Source organism: Methylomarinovum caldicuralii (genome assembly GCF_033126985.1).
Lineage (GTDB): Bacteria > Pseudomonadota > Gammaproteobacteria > Methylococcales > Methylothermaceae > Methylohalobius > Methylohalobius caldicuralii.
The window spans coordinates 2,680,501-2,694,844 of record NZ_AP024714.1; the positions used below are offsets into that span (position 1 = coordinate 2,680,501).

Below are 14,344 nucleotides of genomic sequence, written 5' to 3' on the forward strand. Positions count from 1 at the left end.
CCCATGAATCTGCTCGACACGCCCTGGATCCCCGTCCGCCGCAGCGACGGCAGCCGCACCCTCATCCGCCCGGCCGAGATCGCCGATTCGGACAACCCGCCGGTGGCGCTGGACAGCCCCCGGGCCGACTTCAATGGGGCGCTGGCCCAGTTTCTCATCGGCCTGCTGCAGACCTGTTATGCCCCAATAGACGACGGCGAATGGGAGGACCGGCTGGAGCAGCCGCCGCTGGTGGCAGCGCTGGATCAGGCCTTCGCCCGCTATCACGATGCCTTCGAGGTGGACGGCGAAGGACCGCGCTTCATGCAGGATTACGAGGCCTTGGAAAAGTCGCTCACGGGGCAGAAACTGAAAAATGCCACCAAACCCATCGAATGGCTGTTCATCGACGCACCCACCGAAAACACCCTGGAGAACAACGCCGACCACTTCGTCAAGCGCGGTCATGTGGAAGCCCTGTGCCCGGCCTGCGCTGTCACCGCCCTGTTCACCCTGCAGATCAATGCGCCGGCAGGGGGAAAGGGGCAGATGAGTTCCATCAGGTCGACAAACAAGGAAAAAAATGCGGGGAAATACAGCCCGGGGCAAGGTGCGCTCACCACCCTGGTAGCCCTGGACCCGGAAGGCAGCTGCCTGCCCGACACCCTGTGGCACCACCTCTGGCTCAACGTGCTGCCGCAGACCGTGCCCCTGACCGGCAACCCAAAGCTGTCCGGCCCCGAGCACATCTTCCCCTGGCTCGCCCCCACCCGTACCAGTGAGAAGGGCCAGAGCGTCACCCCGGAGGACGCCCACCCCTATCAAATGTACTGGGCCATGCCGCGGCGCATCCGCCTCGACTTCGGGGACACCAAGGAAGGCGACTGCGACCTGTGCGGCCGCCGGGACCGGCTGCTGCTGCGCTATGTCACCCTCAACTACGGCATCAACTACGCCGGTGCCTGGCGCCATCCCATGACCCCTTATGTGGAACGAAGCGAAGGTAAACCCTTGCCTTTACATCCCCAGCCCGGTGGCATCACCTACCGCCACTGGATCGGACTGATCTACGAGGAACCGGAAGGCCAAAAGCGTCTCACCCCGGCCATCGTGGTACGGGAATTCCAGCGCAAGAAACTGCCGGAGGAGCAGTTCCGCCTCTGGGCCTTCGGCTACGACATGGACAACATGAAGCCGCGCTGCTGGTACGAGGCCATCCTGCCGCTCTACCGGGTGCCGGAGGAAATCCGCCCCGACTTCACCAAGCGGGTGGCCCAGCTGATCGAGGCGGCCGAATACGTGGCCGGCCTGCTGAAAAGGCAGGTCAAGGAGGCCTGGTTCAAACGCCCGGGCGACGTGAAGGAGGATGTCGGCTTCCTTGCCGACGGCTTCTACCAGCACACCGAGGCCGACTTCTACGCCTGCCTGCCCCGGCTGATCGACGCCCTCGCGCAAGGCAAGGATCCTGAAGTGCTGCAAGGCTGGCACGCCACCCTCACGCGCGCGGCCCTGGAACTGTTCGACGAATGGACCGGCAGCGATGAGATCGCCTTTGCCGATCCGGCCCGCGTGGCCCGGGCCTGCGACAACCTGCGCAAACAGCTCTACGGCGCCAGGCTCGCCAGGATCCTCACCCTGCCCAAAAAACCCAAGGAGAAAGCAGCATGAGAGAACGAACCTTTGCCCCGGACAACCCGGCCGGGAACGTCCTGCGTGAATGGTGGCTTGCGCTGGCGGACAATCGCGGCGACCGCGCCGAACTGCGCCGGGCCCGATCAGCCGATGACGCCGTCCTGATTCCGTCCACCGTCCAGCTGGTGACCCGGCTCCGGGACACCGATGTCGCTCAGCATCGTGGCTGGATCGAACGCATCCCGCCCATCGCGGGACTGGCCGCCCATCTCGATCCGGATGCCCGTCATGCCATTCTCGAGGATGCCACCCCGCTGCCGGAACGCATGGCGCGCCTCAAAGGCGACCGGCCTGTTGTGTCTGAGCTGCGCTTCCGTCGCCTGCTGCGCACCCCTCGCCATGACCTCTACCGCCCCATGATCCGCATTCTGGCCCTGCTGGACCATCAGGCCAATCTCTTCGAGCTGGCCGAGAGCCTGTTCTGGTGGGGGCCGGGTATTCAGAAGCAATGGGCCTTTGCCTATTTTCCCAAACTGCCGAAAACCGCCTGATTCACAAGGAGCGCAACGATGGAAAGATTCGTCCAACTGCACCTGCTGACCGCCTATCCCCCCGCCAACCTGAACCGCGACGACCTGGGCCGTCCCAAGACCGCCCTGATGGGCGGGGCCGAACGGCTGCGTATCTCCTCCCAGAGCCTCAAGCGAGCCTGGCGTACCTCCGACCTGTTCCAGGAAAAGCTCAAAGGACATCTTGGCACCCGCACCAAACGCATGGGCGAGGAGATATTCCACCGCCTGGTACAAGGGGGCATTGCAGAAAAGCAGGCCCGGGAGTGGACCCGGCAGATCGCCACAGTCTTCGGCAAGCTGAAGAAATCCAAAGACGACGGCAGCATCGAGGCCTTGCATATCGAACAATTGGCCCATTTCAGCCCCGAGGAACAGACCGCCATCGATACCCTGGTGCAGCGCCTGATCGAAACCAAACAAGGGCCGAGTGCGGAGGATTTGAATCTGCTGCGCGAGCGCCACAGCGCCGCCGACATCGCCCTGTTCGGGCGTATGCTTGCCGACGTCCCCAGATTCAACACCGAAGCCGCCTGCCAGGTGGCCCACGCCATCACCGTCCACAAGGTGGCGGTGGAGGACGACTTCTACACCGCCGTGGACGACCTCAACAGGGGCGAGGAGGACGTGGGCGCCGGCCACATGGGGGAAACCGAATTCGGCGCCGGGCTGTTCTATCTTTACCTGTGCCTCGACCGTGAATTGCTGCTCAAAAACCTCGGCGGCGACGCAAAGCTCGCCGAACGCACCGTCGAGGCGCTGGTGGCAAGCGCCGCCACTGTCGCCCCCACCGGCAAGCAGAACAGCTTCGCCTCCCGCGCCCGGGCCAGCTACATCCTTTGCGAAAGGGGCGACACCCAGCCGAGAAGCCTGTCTGTGGCGTTCCTCAAGCCGGTGGAGGCCGGAAGCAAAGGGCTGCTGGCCAACGCCGTCGAGGCCCTGGAAGACGAACGCCGGCGCCTAGACAGCGCCTACGGCGACGGCGACAGCGATGCCGTCGCCATGAATACCCTGACCGGCCAGGGCAGCCTTGCCGACATCCTCGCCTACGCCAAAGGGGGGCTTGCCGATGGCTGAACTGCTGCTGTTCCAGCTTTACGGCCCGCTGGCGAGCTGGGGGGAACCGGCGGTGGGGGAATACCGCCCCTCCGCCACCCATCCGGGCAAATCCCAGATCGCCGGGCTCCTGGGTGCCGCCCTGGGGCTGACCCGCGACCGGGAGGAGGAACTCGCCGCACTGGCAGGCGGATACGGGCTGGCGGTGCGGATCGATGCCGAGGGGGAGCTGTTGCGTGACTATCACACCACCCAGGTCCCCCCCGCCCGGCGCGGGAGGACTTTCACCACCCGCGCCGAAGAACTTGCAGTGGACGACCTCTACACCATCCTCTCCCAGCGTGACTACCGGGTCGAGGCTGCCTGGACCTGCGTCCTGTGGGCCACTGCTTCGGCCCCCTACCCGTTGGCGGACCTGGCTGAAGCGCTGCGCCGCCCGCGCTTTACCCTCTATCTGGGCCGCAAGTCCTGCCCGCCGGCGCTGCCCCTCAGGCCGGAACTCATCGACAGCGCCACGCTCAAGGACGCCTTCGCCGGCTACCCACTGGATGACCGGCTTGGCTGGCTGAAGCGGCCTGAAAGACACCGCTATTTCTGGGAGGAACCCCTGCCCGACGGACTGGCAAGCGGGTTTACCGCCCAGGAAAAACTCTGGGTGGTCCCCCGCCGCGACCGGCCCGGCAGCCGCCGCCGCTGGCAGTTCGCCACCCGCGACGAGCACCACGCCATGGCCTGACAGGAGACGATCATGTATTTGACCCGGCTCACCCTCCTCGACCATCCCGACCTCAGGGCCATCGTCCAGCAGCTGGGAGACGCCTACCGCGAGCACCAGATGCTCTGGCGCCTGTTCGACCCTGCCCCTGACGCCGGACGCGACTTCCTCTACCGCCGCGACGTTCACCTGGGCCGCCCCCGCTATTTCATCCTCTCCAGGCGGCCGCCGGTCAACCCGCTGGGATTGTGGCGCATCGACCCGCCCAAGCCCTTCGCACCTAAACTGCAGGCCGGGCAGAAGCTGGCCTTCCTGCTGCGGGCCAATCCGGTGGTGCGCCGGAGCCGCGAACGCCACGATGTGGTCATGGACTGCAAAAAGCGTATCGGCTGGAGCAGCATGCCCGCAGAGCAGCGCCCGGCACTACCCAAACTGATCCGTGTTTCCGGCCTCAGATGGCTTCAAAGGCAAGCCAGGGATCATGGATTCCGTTTCCGACCTGCCCAGGTTCGAGTGGACGGCTACCGCCAGCACCGCACCCGCCGAGGCAGCCGCGCCATCCACTTCAGCACCCTGGATTTCACCGGTATTCTGAGCGTCACCGATCCGGAACTTTTTCGCAAGGCGCTGCTTCAGGGCATCGGCCCAGCCAAGGCCTTCGGCTGCGGGCTGCTGCTGGTCAGGAGGTTGTGATGCTGCCGCCGCTAAAGCCTATCCCCATGAAGGAGCGGATGTCGATGATCTTCATCGAGAAGGGCCAGATCGACGTCATCGACGGCGCCTTCGTGGTCGTGGACGAGAACGGCGTCCGCACCCAGATTCCGGTCGGTTCCATCGCCTGCATCATGCTGGAACCGGGCACCCGGATCTCCCACCGGGCCGCGGCCCTGGCTTCCCGGGTCGGCACCCTGCTGGTCTGGGTGGGCGAGGCGGGCGTGCGCCTGTACGCATCCGGCCAGCCCGGCGGCGCCCGCGCCGACCGCCTGCTGTATCAGGCCCAGCTGGCCCTGGACGACAAGGCCCGCCTCAGGGTGGTGCGCAAGATGTATGAACTGCGCTTTGGCGAAAAACCGCCGGAGAAACGCAGCGTCGAGCAGTTGCGCGGCATCGAGGGCGCCCGGGTGCGGAAAATGTACCAGCTGCTGGCCAAACAGTATGGGGTCAGATGGCACCGCCGCGACTACGATCCCGAAGTCTGGGACGCCAGCGATTTGCCCAACCGCTGCGTTTCCTCGGCCACCGCCTGCCTTTACGGCATCACCGAGGCGGCGGTGCTGGCGGCCGGCTATGCCCCGGCGGTGGGATTCATCCATACTGGCAAACCGCTGTCTTTCGTTTACGATATTGCCGACCTGTTCAAATTCGATACCGTCGTTCCCCTGGCTTTCCGGATCGCCGCCAAAAAACCCCGGGAACCGGAGCGGGAAGTGCGCCTGGCCTGCCGCGACCTGTTCCGGCAGAAGAAAATCCTCAAACGCATCATCCCGACCATTGAGCAGGTTCTGGCTGCCGGAGGCCTGGAGCCGCCCAGACCACCGAAGGATTCACAACCACCCGCCATCCCGGAGAAGGAGAAACTGGGCGATGTTGGTCATCGTGGTTGAGAATGTCCCTCCGCGACTGCGCGGGAGACTCGCCGTCTGGCTGGTCGAGGTGCGTGCCGGTGTGTACGTGGGTAATCTCTCCCGGCGCGTACGGGAAATGTTGTGGAACCAGGTGGAGGAGGGGGCCGAAGATGGGAATGCCGTCATGATCTGGAGTACAAATACCGAGTCGGGTTTCGACTTCCTTACCCTGGGCAGGAACCGCCGGATCCCACTTGAAGTCGATGGGATGAAACTCGTCAGTTTCCTTCCAGATACTGGCGAAGGGATGAAGGAAGGTTGGTAACTCCGCTCTTTAACAATCCGGATAATCGGCTTGCTCTTGAAATTCAAGGGGTTATGACTCCCTTGCTGCCGCTCACACGTTGGTGGCGGGGGACGACATCAAAAAGCACTTGATTTTCAGCAAGATAGAGGAAGCGTGTTCCCCGCGCATGCGGGGATGAACCGTCATCGACACCGGTCTGGGCGGTACCAGTGGACGTGTTCCCCGCGCATGCGGGGATGAACCGTGAGCGCTGAACAGTTGGCAAAACTGGCTGATGTGTTCCCCGCGCATGCGGGGATGAACCGCACAATATCTCCTGGATCAGTCAGAAAGCGGATGTGTTCCCCGCGCATGCGGGGATGAACCGCCATCGTGGACGCTATCAACCGCGCATTTATGGTGTTCCCCGCGCATGCGGGGATGAACCGGACAAAGGCCGGCTCATAGAAATCAACGAGTCGTGTTCCCCGCGCATGCGGGGATGAACCGTACTGACGCTGGCGTGTCAGTACAGGGGCGGAGGTGTTCCCCGCGCATGCGGGGATGAACCGCGGCCAAGAGGCTTGGCGGCCCGACGCTGGTGCGTGTTCCCCGCGCATGCGGGGATGAACCGGCCGTTTACGGCGACGTAGTGCGCGAAGAGGTGTGTTCCCCGCGCATGCGGGGATGAACCGACTGATATGCGCGAAAAACAGTCTTATCAGATGTGTTCCCCGCGCATGCGGGGATGAACCGGACCCTGCCCGGCGGCGCTGTGATCATGGACCGTGTTCCCCGCGCATGCGGGGATGAACCGGGCCTCATGGGTGTGGTGATGGACCTGACAACGTGTTCCCCGCGCATGCGGGGATGAACCGCTGGGCAGGACCTCGTTGGTCTGGGTGTGCACGTGTTCCCCGCGCATGCGGGGATGAACCGGTTGGCACGTACCGCGGCGGCACCCATACGGAGTGTTCCCCGCGCATGCGGGGATGAACCGTACTGGATCACGGACCCGCGCACCGGTGAGAAAGTGTTCCCCGCGCATGCGGGGATGAACCGCGGGTAGTAGGCTCCGCTTCGGCTGGAATATGGTGTTCCCCGCGCATGCGGGGATGAACCGGATGATCAGCGTTTTGCCAGCTCCCGGCCTGGGTGTTCCCCGCGCATGCGGGGATGAACCGTTGACGATCTGCTGGACCGGCGTCCGGGGGCAGTGTTCCCCGCGCATGCGGGGATGAACCGGTGCGGTGGACCCGGCAACCCTGCCGCCGGTTGTGTTCCCCGCGCATGCGGGGATGAACCGTGCCCGGGACGCTCGATGCCCGGTCAGAAAGCGTGTTCCCCGCGCATGCGGGGATGAACCGTGATATTCCAGCTCCAGCGCTCGCTCTATCGGGTGTTCCCCGCGCATGCGGGGATGAACCGCAGTCACCATCGTTCAATCAGCAGAATCAGGCCGGCGGTCACCAGGCCAAGGAAAATCGCCTTGAGCCCCATCCCCAACCAGTGGGTTCCGCTGATCTTCCCCAGAAACACCCCCAACAGGAACATGACGGCAAGTGCCAGCGCGATGGCGGATTCCAAGGGTGGCCAGGGCAATGGGACCCCTCTTTGCGCCAGCCCCAGAGGGACAAGAATCAACAGGGACAAAAGAAAGGGGGAAAGGCCGTTGACGCATGCGATCAGCAGCGGCACCAGCCGGACGGCCTGACCGTATTCGGAGGCGGAGAGATCGTGAAGCATGGCCTGCTCCAACGCTTTCAGTTCCTTGCGCCGCTCGGCTGCTTCGCTGATATAGGCACTGCTCAGACCGCTCACACCCAATGCGACCGCGGCGCCGAGGCAGGCCTGGATCATCACCCCGAATTCGGTGGTGCCGCTGAGGCGGAAACCGACCAGTAGGCCGAACAGGGTCAACACCCCGTCAAAGCCATTGGTGACGAAATATCGGCGGGCGATAGACCCGGCCCGGGTCAGCTGAAACATCCGGTGAAGACGTCTAAGAACCCTCAATCCGCCTCACTCCTGGCATCGGCGGCTTCCCTTACCTCCACCTCGTCGATGCTGTGGACGACGCCGCCCATACGGGCGATGGTCTCCACCAGATCTTCGTAGTCGATATCGGTTCCTTCAAGGTGAAGCAGAACGGTTTCCGTTTTTTCATCCATTTCCGCCAGGTTGAGCCTGACCCGGTGGATGTCGTTCCGCAACAAAATCTGTCTGACAAAGTCCAGGGCATTGGGTCGATGGGGCTTGAGAATGTCGAGCACCAAACGGGTCGTGATAGTCATTCCTTTCTTTACTACTTGCCGATACAAAATTCAGAAAAAATCCGTCCCACCAGATCGTCGGATGTCACCTCGCCGGTGATCTCTCCCGGGGAATTTTGCGCCAAACGCAGGTTTTCCGCCACCGGCTCAAGCATCTGTTCACCCTCCTGCTCGGCCACAGCCTGCCTTTGCGGCATCACCGAGGTGGTGGTGCTGGCGGCTGGTTACGCCCTTGCAGTCGCTTCATCCACACCGGCAAACCGTTATCCTTCGTCTGCGTTCCTCGCGCATGGGGGAATGAACCGTTCAAGCCGGACAAGTCCTTTTTTACCTGGGTCAAACATTCGAGCCTCAAAAACAGTCATGCTATTCAACTTACTATTATTAAGGTTCCAATCATGCCCCAAGCTGAATTAGAAGCGATTGACAAGAGCGCTGCTGCAGTCATTGAGCCCAAGCCGATCACGGGCAAAAAGCTGCCCAAAGATTATCCCTATCGGGAACGGATGAAGCGCGGTGAATACGAGGCGCTGAAGTGCGACCTGCAGATCGAGCTGTTGAAGCTACAGAACTGGGTGAAGGAAACGGGGGAGCGCATCGTGCTGCTGTTCGAGGGCCGCGATGCGGCTGGCAAGGGCGGAACGATCAAGCGTTTCATGGAGCATCTAAACCCCCGCGGCGCCCGCGTCGTCGCGTTGGAAAAACCCACCGAACGTGAGCGTGGCCAGTGGTATTTCCAACGTTACATCGAACATCTGCCTACCGCAGGGGAGATGGTGTTTTTCGACAGATCGTGGTACAACCGCGCCGGTGTGGAGAGGGTCATGGGATTCTGCTCCGATGCCGAATATCTGGAATTCATGCGTCAGGCGCCGGAACTGGAGCGCATGCTGGTAAACAGCGGCATCCGCCTGTTCAAGTTCTGGTTCTCGGTCAGCCGCGAGGAGCAGTTTCGCCGTTTCCAGGCCCGCCGGACCGATCCATTGAAGCAATGGAAGCTCAGCCCCATCGACCTGGCATCTTTGGACAAATGGGACGAATACACCAGGGCAAAGGAGGCCATGTTTTTCTACACCGATACCGCAGATGCCCCGTGGACGGTGGTCAAATCCGACGATAAAAAACGGGCGCGGATCAATTGCATGCGTTATGTCCTGGACAAGCTGCCCTACCCGGACAAGAACTCCGATGTGGTGCAGCCGGCTGATCCCAAACTGGTCGGCCATCCCCAGGATATTTATGAAAAGGGCGAACGCCCCATCAGCCTGCGTCCCCATCCCTAAGATCAAGGATCATAAGCCATGAATGAATTCAGCCATGCCCATAAGGTCGTCGAGCAATTCAAGCGTCTGCTCTCCCAGCAGGAAACCCAATGTCTTGGCGAGGAGCATTTCGATGAGCTGGTGCTGCTGGTCGAAGCGGCAATCGACTCGGCAGTTCTGGAAGCCCTGGAAAAAACGGCCGACCGGATCGAGCAATTGGCCCGAGAAACCCGCCATCTGGCGGAAAAAGGCTATTGAAAAAGCCGGCGCGGTGCGCAAGTCACCGCGCCTTTTTCCAATGACTGCCTCAGCGACGATATCCGTAATCGTAATATCCGTTGTAACGCCTGGGTACCGGCTGCTGGCGCTGCTGGACACCGGCCAGGCCGCCACCAAGCAAGCTGCCCAGACCGGCCCCGATGACGGCGCCACGCCAGCGGTTGTGTTTGTCGAGCAGCGCCCCGGCGCCGGCCCCGACTGCCGCCCCGACTGCAGCGCCCTGGTACACCTGGGGGCTGGCCTGATAACCATAGCCATAACCGCCGGGATAGGTTGCGCAGCCACCCAAAACCAGCATGGATACCAACAAAATCAATGCATGTTTCATCTTCGCCTCCTGCTTTTTGGTCCGCGTTGAGCGTATAATGCCACTCCCAGCCTGAATCCCACCTGTCTGACCATAAGGAGAACTGGCGATGTGTTCATTGGCACTCATCGTTTTTTTGCTGCTGGGTTCGGGCGTTCCGGCCGTCCCCGCAACGGTTTGGGTGGAACGGCACGACAGGACGTCACCGAGATGGCCAAGACTCTCAAGGGAGAATTGCAACAAGCTTTGAAAACCGGCGATGCAGCGCAGGCCATCGGGGTTTGCAGCCACAAGGCACCGAAAATCGCCCGGGCGGCGGGGCAGCGCTATGGCCTGGTCATCGACCGCACCAGCCTCAAGCCCCGGCGGCGCCTTCCCGATGCCTGGAAAAACGGGTATTGCCGGAATTCGAGCGCCGTAAGGCCAACGGGAAACCAGTGACATTGCTGGAGCATTACGAAGTGACGACTTACCACGGCAAACCGGCCTTCCGCTGTCTGAAGGCGATCGAAACCCAACCGGCCTGTCTGAGGTGTCACGGCGAGGACATTCCGGCGCCCATTCTCCGCAAGCTGGACGAACTGTACCCCGGCGATCAAGCCAGGGGATTCCAGGTTGGCGACATTGGCGGGACGTTCACAGTGACCACTCTTCTGGAAGAATAAGCCGCGTTCACTTGCCGATACAGAATTCGGAGAAAATCCGTCCCAGCAAATCGTCGGAGGTCACTTCGCCGGTGATCTCCCCCAGCGCGTTCTGAGCCAGGCGCAGGTTCTCGGCGGCCAGGTCCAGCATCTGCCCCGCCTCGAGCTCGGCCAGTGCCTGTTCCAGATGGCCCCTCGCCCGCGCCAGCGCCTCCAGATGACGGCGGCGGGCGGCCAGGGCGTCCTCGGCCTCGGCCTCGAATCCCATGCACGCATTGAGATGGCGGCGCAGCAGATCCAGACCGGCGCCGGTTTTGGCGGACAGCCACACGGTGTCCCCTTCGATCCGGGGTGGCTGGCCGCTGAGGTCGATCTTGTTGACGATGCGGGTGACGGGGATGTCGGTTGGCAGTCCCGGCAGGTCCCGGCCGGCGGGAGGCCGGTCCTCGCCCACCAGCAGAATGCGGTCGGCCCGTGCCAGCTCCGCCCGGGCACGGCGGATGCCCTCGCGTTCCACCGGGTCGTCGCTGTGGCGCAGGCCGGCGGTATCGATGACGTGCAGCGGCATGCCGTCGATGAGGATGCGCTCGCGCAGGACATCGCGGGTGGTGCCGGCGATGGGGGTGACGATGGCGGCCTCACGCCGGGCCAGGGCGTTGAGCAGGCTGGACTTGCCAGCGTTGGGGGGACCGGCGATCACCACCGTCATGCCCTCCTCCAGCAACCGGCCCTGATGGGCGCGGCGGCGCAGTGCGTCCAGATCGGCCAGGATGCCCTGCAGCTTCTCCAGCACCGCCCCTTCCGCGATCAGAGCGATATCCTCGTCGCTGAAATCGATGGCGGCCTCGACCTGGATGCGCAGGCGGGTGAGGGATTCGGTCAGGGCACGGGTCTGACGGGAGAATTCCCCTTCCAGCGACCGCTGCGCCGCCCGCGCCGCCTGGGCGCTGCTGCTTTCGATGAGGGCGGCGACGGCCTCGGCCTGGGCCAGGTCGAGCTTGCCGTTGAGGAAGGCACGGCGGGTAAATTCGCCCGGTTCGGCCGGGCGGGCGCCGAGCTGGAACAGGCGCTGCAGCAGGGATTCGACGATGGCAGGACTGCCGTGACAGTGCAATTCCAGCAGGTCCTCGCCGGTGTAGGACCGGGGGGCGGGAAAGAACAGCGCCAGACCGCGGTCGATGATCCGGCCGGCATCGTCACGGAAGGACACGTAGTGGGCACGGCGCGGCTGCAGCGCCCGCCCGGTCAGCCGCTGCGCCAGCCCGCCCAGATCCGGACCCGAGGCACGCACCACCGCCACCGCCCCCCGGCCGGGCGGGGTGGCGGGGGCGGCGATGATGTCGTCGCTCAGTTTCAAGCCTCGGCGCTGCCCTCGATCTGCTTGTTGATCCACCACTGCTGGACGATAGACAGGGTGTTGTTGACCACCCAGTACAGCACCAGCCCGGCGGGGAAGAAGGCGAAGAAGACGGTGAAGATGAGCGGGAACATCTTCATCACCTGGGCCTGGACCGGATCGGTGGGCGGCGGGCTCAGCTTCTGCTGGATCCACATGGTCAGCCCCATCAGCGCCGGCAGGATGAAATAGGGATCCTTGGAGGTCAGGTCGTTGAGCCAGAGGATGAACTCAGCCTGGCGCAGCTCCACGCTCTCCACCAGCACCCAGTAGAGGGAGATGAACACCGGGATCTGCACCAGGATCGGCAGACAGCCGCCGAGCGGATTGACCTTCTCCTCGCGGTAGAGTTGCATCAGGGCCTGCTGGAACTTCTGCTTGTCCTCGCCGAAGCGTTCCTTCAGCAGCTGCATCTTCGGCTGCAGCTTGCGCATCTTCGCCATCGACTTGTAGCTGGCCGCCGACAGCGGGAAGAAGATGGCCTTGATGATGAAGGTGGTGGCGATGATGGCCCAGCCCCAGTTGCCGAAGAACTTGTGGAACCAGGACAGCAGCCAGAAGATCGGCTCGGCGATGAAGGTGAAGATGCCGTAATCGACGGTCAGCTCCAGCCCCGGGGCCACGGTTTCCAGCACATCCTGCAATTTGGGGCCGATGTAGAAACGCGCCCCGAAATGGCGGCTTTCTCCCGGATTGACCCGGTATTCCGGCGAGTAGGAACCCACCAGATAGACCTCTTCCGGCAGCGCCTTGGTGTAGAAATGGTTGATCTGGTCCTGGGGCGGCAGCCAGGCGGCGAGGAAGTAATGCTGCACCATGGCGCACCAGCCGCCTTCGGTTTCCCAGTCGCGGGGCAGATCGGCGATGTCGCTGAAGTCGATTTTTTCATAAGGATCGTCGGCGGTGCGGCAGGCCACGCCGGTGAAGGTGCGGATGAAGGCGCTGCCCCCGTTCTTTTCCGGCCGCTTGCGCTTGAGCTGGCCGTACTGGCGGGCGGTCCAGGGCGCGGCGCCGGTGTTGCGCACCTGGTAGTCCACCTTGACTTCGTAGCTGCCCGGGGTGAAGGTGAAGGTCTTGACGATCTCGACCCCCTCTCCCCGCCACACCAGCGGCACCTTCAGCGCCTGCCCACCTTCCATGACGTATTCCGTGGCCTGGGCCTGCCAGGGCACGTTGTGTTTGGGGGCGATGCGCTCATCCCCGAGAAAGCCGGTCTGGGTCACGAACAGCTTGGCCGCTTCCGGGCTCAGCAGCCGCACCGGCACGTCGGGCTTGTCCTTGGAAACCGGATACTTGAGCAGATCGACCAGCTGGATATCCCCCCCGACAAGACCGATTTCGGCCCGGATCACATCCGTGCGCACCACCACTTTGCCCTGGCTGGCCGGCGCCGTGGCGGGGGTTACAGCCGGCGGTGCGGCGGTCGCCGCGGCGGTGGGTGCGCTGGCTGCCGGCGCCTCAGCCTGGGACTGGGGCTGAGGCGGTTTGGGTCCGTAATCCTGCTGCCAGGCGGCCCACAGCATATAGCCCAACATCACGAAGAGAACGAAGAGAAGAAACCGTATGTTATCCATGTTTTTGTTTTCCGAATTGCTCTGGGACAGGATCCAGCCCACCGGGATGCCAGGGATGACAGCGCAACAGGCGCCGCACCGTCAGCCAGGTGCCGCGAATGGTTCCGAAACGTTCGATGGCGGTGAGGGCGTACTGGGAACAGGTGGGATAGAAGCGGCACTGATTGCCGAGCCAGGGGCTGAGGAAGAACCGGTAGGCACGGATCGCCGTGATCAGGCTGCGGCGGCTGCCGCGCTCAAGCGCTGCCAGTGTCGTGCCAAGGATTCCCATAAGACGTCACGCTCTGCGGTCGCCGCCGCCGGCTTGGCCAAAACGACGAAATCGGCCGCCGGCAGCTGAGGGCGATTGAGGCGGAAGCTTTCCCGGATGATCCGCTTGAGGCGGTTACGGGCCGTCGCCTTGCGGATCTTGCGCTTGGCGATGGCCAGCCCCAGGCGCGCATGACCTTTGTCGTTAGCGCGCATCAGCACCGTGAAGTAGCGGTCCGAAGAAACCTGAGACTGGGCGAATACCGCCTCGAACTCGGCGGCATCCAGCAACCGGCAGGCTTTCGGGAAGCCGAATTCCGCCGTCAACCGCGCATCAAGGGGTCAGACGGGCGCGGCCCTTGGCGCGGCGGGCGTTGATCACCTTACGGCCGTTCTTGGTGCGCATCCGGGCCCGGAAACCGTGGGTGCGGGCGCGATGGATCTTGCTGGGCTGGTAGGTTCTCTTCATTTCCGCAACCTTTTAATCGTTTGAAACCATTAACAAAAAGACGATGGATGGTACTGCTTCCCGGCATCGATGTCAATGCTGTGAGCCGG

At 63.3% G+C, this 14,344-nt stretch carries 20 protein-coding genes and 1 CRISPR repeat array; of the genes, 11 read left to right on the forward strand and 9 right to left on the reverse strand.

Translation table 11 applies throughout. From position 1 onward, the window contains the following. Positions 1 to 3 precede the first annotated feature (3 nt). The 7 genes from casA to cas2e are packed head-to-tail and all read left to right on the forward strand — an operon-like array spanning position 4 to position 5,841. Entirely contained in the window at positions 4 to 1,647 is a 1,644-nt protein-coding gene (gene casA / locus MCIT9_RS13535) for a type I-E CRISPR-associated protein Cse1/CasA (protein WP_317705397.1), read from the forward strand. Further along, positions 1,644 to 2,162: a type I-E CRISPR-associated protein Cse2/CasB gene (gene casB / locus MCIT9_RS13540; protein ID WP_317705398.1), complete on the forward strand. Its 519-nt coding sequence runs from the start codon at positions 1,644 to 1,646 to the stop codon at positions 2,160 to 2,162. The genes casA and casB overlap by 4 nt, the downstream gene beginning before the upstream one ends. Before the next feature lie 18 nt (positions 2,163 to 2,180). Continuing rightward, positions 2,181 to 3,257, forward strand: a complete 1,077-nt coding sequence (gene cas7e, locus MCIT9_RS13545; protein ID WP_317705399.1) for a type I-E CRISPR-associated protein Cas7/Cse4/CasC — start codon at positions 2,181 to 2,183, stop codon at positions 3,255 to 3,257. After that, on the forward strand, positions 3,250 to 3,972 hold the full coding sequence (gene cas5e / locus MCIT9_RS13550; RefSeq protein ID WP_317705400.1) for a type I-E CRISPR-associated protein Cas5/CasD: 723 nt from the start codon (positions 3,250 to 3,252) through the stop codon (positions 3,970 to 3,972). The genes cas7e and cas5e overlap by 8 nt, the downstream gene beginning before the upstream one ends. Before the next feature lie 12 nt (positions 3,973 to 3,984). Next, the gene (cas6e, locus tag MCIT9_RS13555) at positions 3,985 to 4,644 is read left to right on the forward strand and encodes a type I-E CRISPR-associated protein Cas6/Cse3/CasE (protein ID WP_317705401.1); all 660 of its coding nucleotides are present in this window, start codon (positions 3,985 to 3,987) and stop codon (positions 4,642 to 4,644) included. Beyond that, the gene (cas1e, locus tag MCIT9_RS13560; protein ID WP_317705402.1) at positions 4,644 to 5,555 is read left to right on the forward strand and encodes a type I-E CRISPR-associated endonuclease Cas1e; all 912 of its coding nucleotides are present in this window, start codon (positions 4,644 to 4,646) and stop codon (positions 5,553 to 5,555) included. The genes cas6e and cas1e overlap by 1 nt, the downstream gene beginning before the upstream one ends. Then, positions 5,536 to 5,841, forward strand: coding sequence for a type I-E CRISPR-associated endoribonuclease Cas2e (cas2e, locus tag MCIT9_RS13565; protein ID WP_317705403.1), 306 nt, complete (start codon positions 5,536 to 5,538; stop codon positions 5,839 to 5,841). Before cas1e ends, cas2e begins: the two co-directional genes overlap by 20 nt. Positions 5,842 to 5,976: 135 nt before the next feature. Continuing rightward, positions 5,977 to 7,230: direct repeats of the CRISPR family, unit length 29 nt; unit sequence GTGTTCCCCGCGCATGCGGGGATGAACCG. A 3-nt stretch (positions 7,231 to 7,233) separates the two neighbouring features. Here cas2e and MCIT9_RS13570 read toward each other — a convergent pair. From MCIT9_RS13570 to MCIT9_RS13580, 3 genes are read right to left on the reverse strand one after another with little or no spacing between them, the layout of a single operon-like run. Continuing rightward, entirely contained in the window at positions 7,234 to 7,791 is a 558-nt protein-coding gene (locus MCIT9_RS13570) for a VIT1/CCC1 transporter family protein (protein ID WP_317705404.1), read from the reverse strand. Between the two features lie 23 nt (positions 7,792 to 7,814). Next, positions 7,815 to 8,096, reverse strand: coding sequence for a DUF211 domain-containing protein (locus MCIT9_RS13575; protein WP_317705405.1), 282 nt, complete (start codon positions 8,094 to 8,096; stop codon positions 7,815 to 7,817). An 11-nt stretch (positions 8,097 to 8,107) separates the two neighbouring features. After that, positions 8,108 to 8,230: a hypothetical protein gene (locus MCIT9_RS13580; RefSeq protein WP_317705406.1), complete on the reverse strand. Its 123-nt coding sequence runs from the start codon at positions 8,228 to 8,230 to the stop codon at positions 8,108 to 8,110. Here MCIT9_RS13580 and ppk2 point away from each other — a divergent pair. Both ppk2 and MCIT9_RS13590 read left to right on the forward strand, forming a co-directional pair. After that, positions 8,192 to 9,358: a polyphosphate kinase 2 gene (gene ppk2, locus MCIT9_RS13585; protein ID WP_317705407.1), complete on the forward strand. Its 1,167-nt coding sequence runs from the start codon at positions 8,192 to 8,194 to the stop codon at positions 9,356 to 9,358. The genes MCIT9_RS13580 and ppk2 overlap by 39 nt on opposite strands. An 18-nt stretch (positions 9,359 to 9,376) precedes the next feature. Beyond that, positions 9,377 to 9,595 (forward strand): hypothetical protein, encoded by a 219-nt coding sequence (locus MCIT9_RS13590; protein ID WP_317705408.1) that lies wholly within the window; start codon positions 9,377 to 9,379, stop codon positions 9,593 to 9,595. Between the two features lie 49 nt (positions 9,596 to 9,644). Here the strand turns inward: MCIT9_RS13590 and MCIT9_RS13595 are convergent, their stop codons facing one another. Beyond that, positions 9,645 to 9,944 carry a glycine zipper 2TM domain-containing protein gene (locus tag MCIT9_RS13595; RefSeq protein WP_317705409.1) on the reverse strand — a complete coding sequence of 100 codons (300 nt, stop codon included), beginning with the start codon at positions 9,942 to 9,944 and terminating at the stop codon, positions 9,645 to 9,647. Between the two features lie 90 nt (positions 9,945 to 10,034). Here MCIT9_RS13595 and MCIT9_RS13600 point away from each other — a divergent pair, with 90 nt between their 5' ends. Beyond that, positions 10,035 to 10,364 (forward strand): hypothetical protein, encoded by a 330-nt coding sequence (locus MCIT9_RS13600; RefSeq protein ID WP_317705410.1) that lies wholly within the window; start codon positions 10,035 to 10,037, stop codon positions 10,362 to 10,364. Continuing rightward, entirely contained in the window at positions 10,361 to 10,588 is a 228-nt protein-coding gene (locus MCIT9_RS13605) for a c-type heme family protein (RefSeq protein WP_317705411.1), read from the forward strand. The genes MCIT9_RS13600 and MCIT9_RS13605 overlap by 4 nt, the downstream gene beginning before the upstream one ends. A gap of 7 nt (positions 10,589 to 10,595) precedes the next feature. Here MCIT9_RS13605 and mnmE read toward each other — a convergent pair whose 3' ends face one another. Genes mnmE through rpmH form a run of 5 tightly spaced genes read right to left on the reverse strand, consistent with a single transcriptional unit; the run spans position 10,596 to position 14,255 of the window. Then, positions 10,596 to 11,924, reverse strand: coding sequence for a tRNA uridine-5-carboxymethylaminomethyl(34) synthesis GTPase MnmE (gene mnmE, locus MCIT9_RS13610; RefSeq protein WP_317705412.1), 1,329 nt, complete (start codon positions 11,922 to 11,924; stop codon positions 10,596 to 10,598). After that, positions 11,921 to 13,537 (reverse strand): membrane protein insertase YidC, encoded by a 1,617-nt coding sequence (gene yidC / locus MCIT9_RS13615; protein WP_317705413.1) that lies wholly within the window; start codon positions 13,535 to 13,537, stop codon positions 11,921 to 11,923. Before yidC ends, mnmE begins: the two co-directional genes overlap by 4 nt. Beyond that, on the reverse strand, positions 13,530 to 13,808 hold the full coding sequence (yidD, locus tag MCIT9_RS13620; RefSeq protein ID WP_317705414.1) for a membrane protein insertion efficiency factor YidD: 279 nt from the start codon (positions 13,806 to 13,808) through the stop codon (positions 13,530 to 13,532). Before yidD ends, yidC begins: the two co-directional genes overlap by 8 nt. After that, positions 13,751 to 14,113, reverse strand: coding sequence for a ribonuclease P protein component (rnpA, locus tag MCIT9_RS13625; RefSeq protein WP_317705415.1), 363 nt, complete (start codon positions 14,111 to 14,113; stop codon positions 13,751 to 13,753). The genes yidD and rnpA overlap by 58 nt, the downstream gene beginning before the upstream one ends. 7 nt (positions 14,114 to 14,120) lie before the next feature. Further along, positions 14,121 to 14,255, reverse strand: a complete 135-nt coding sequence (gene rpmH / locus MCIT9_RS13630) for a 50S ribosomal protein L34 (protein ID WP_286292576.1) — start codon at positions 14,253 to 14,255, stop codon at positions 14,121 to 14,123. Between the last annotated feature and the right edge of the window lie 89 nt (positions 14,256 to 14,344).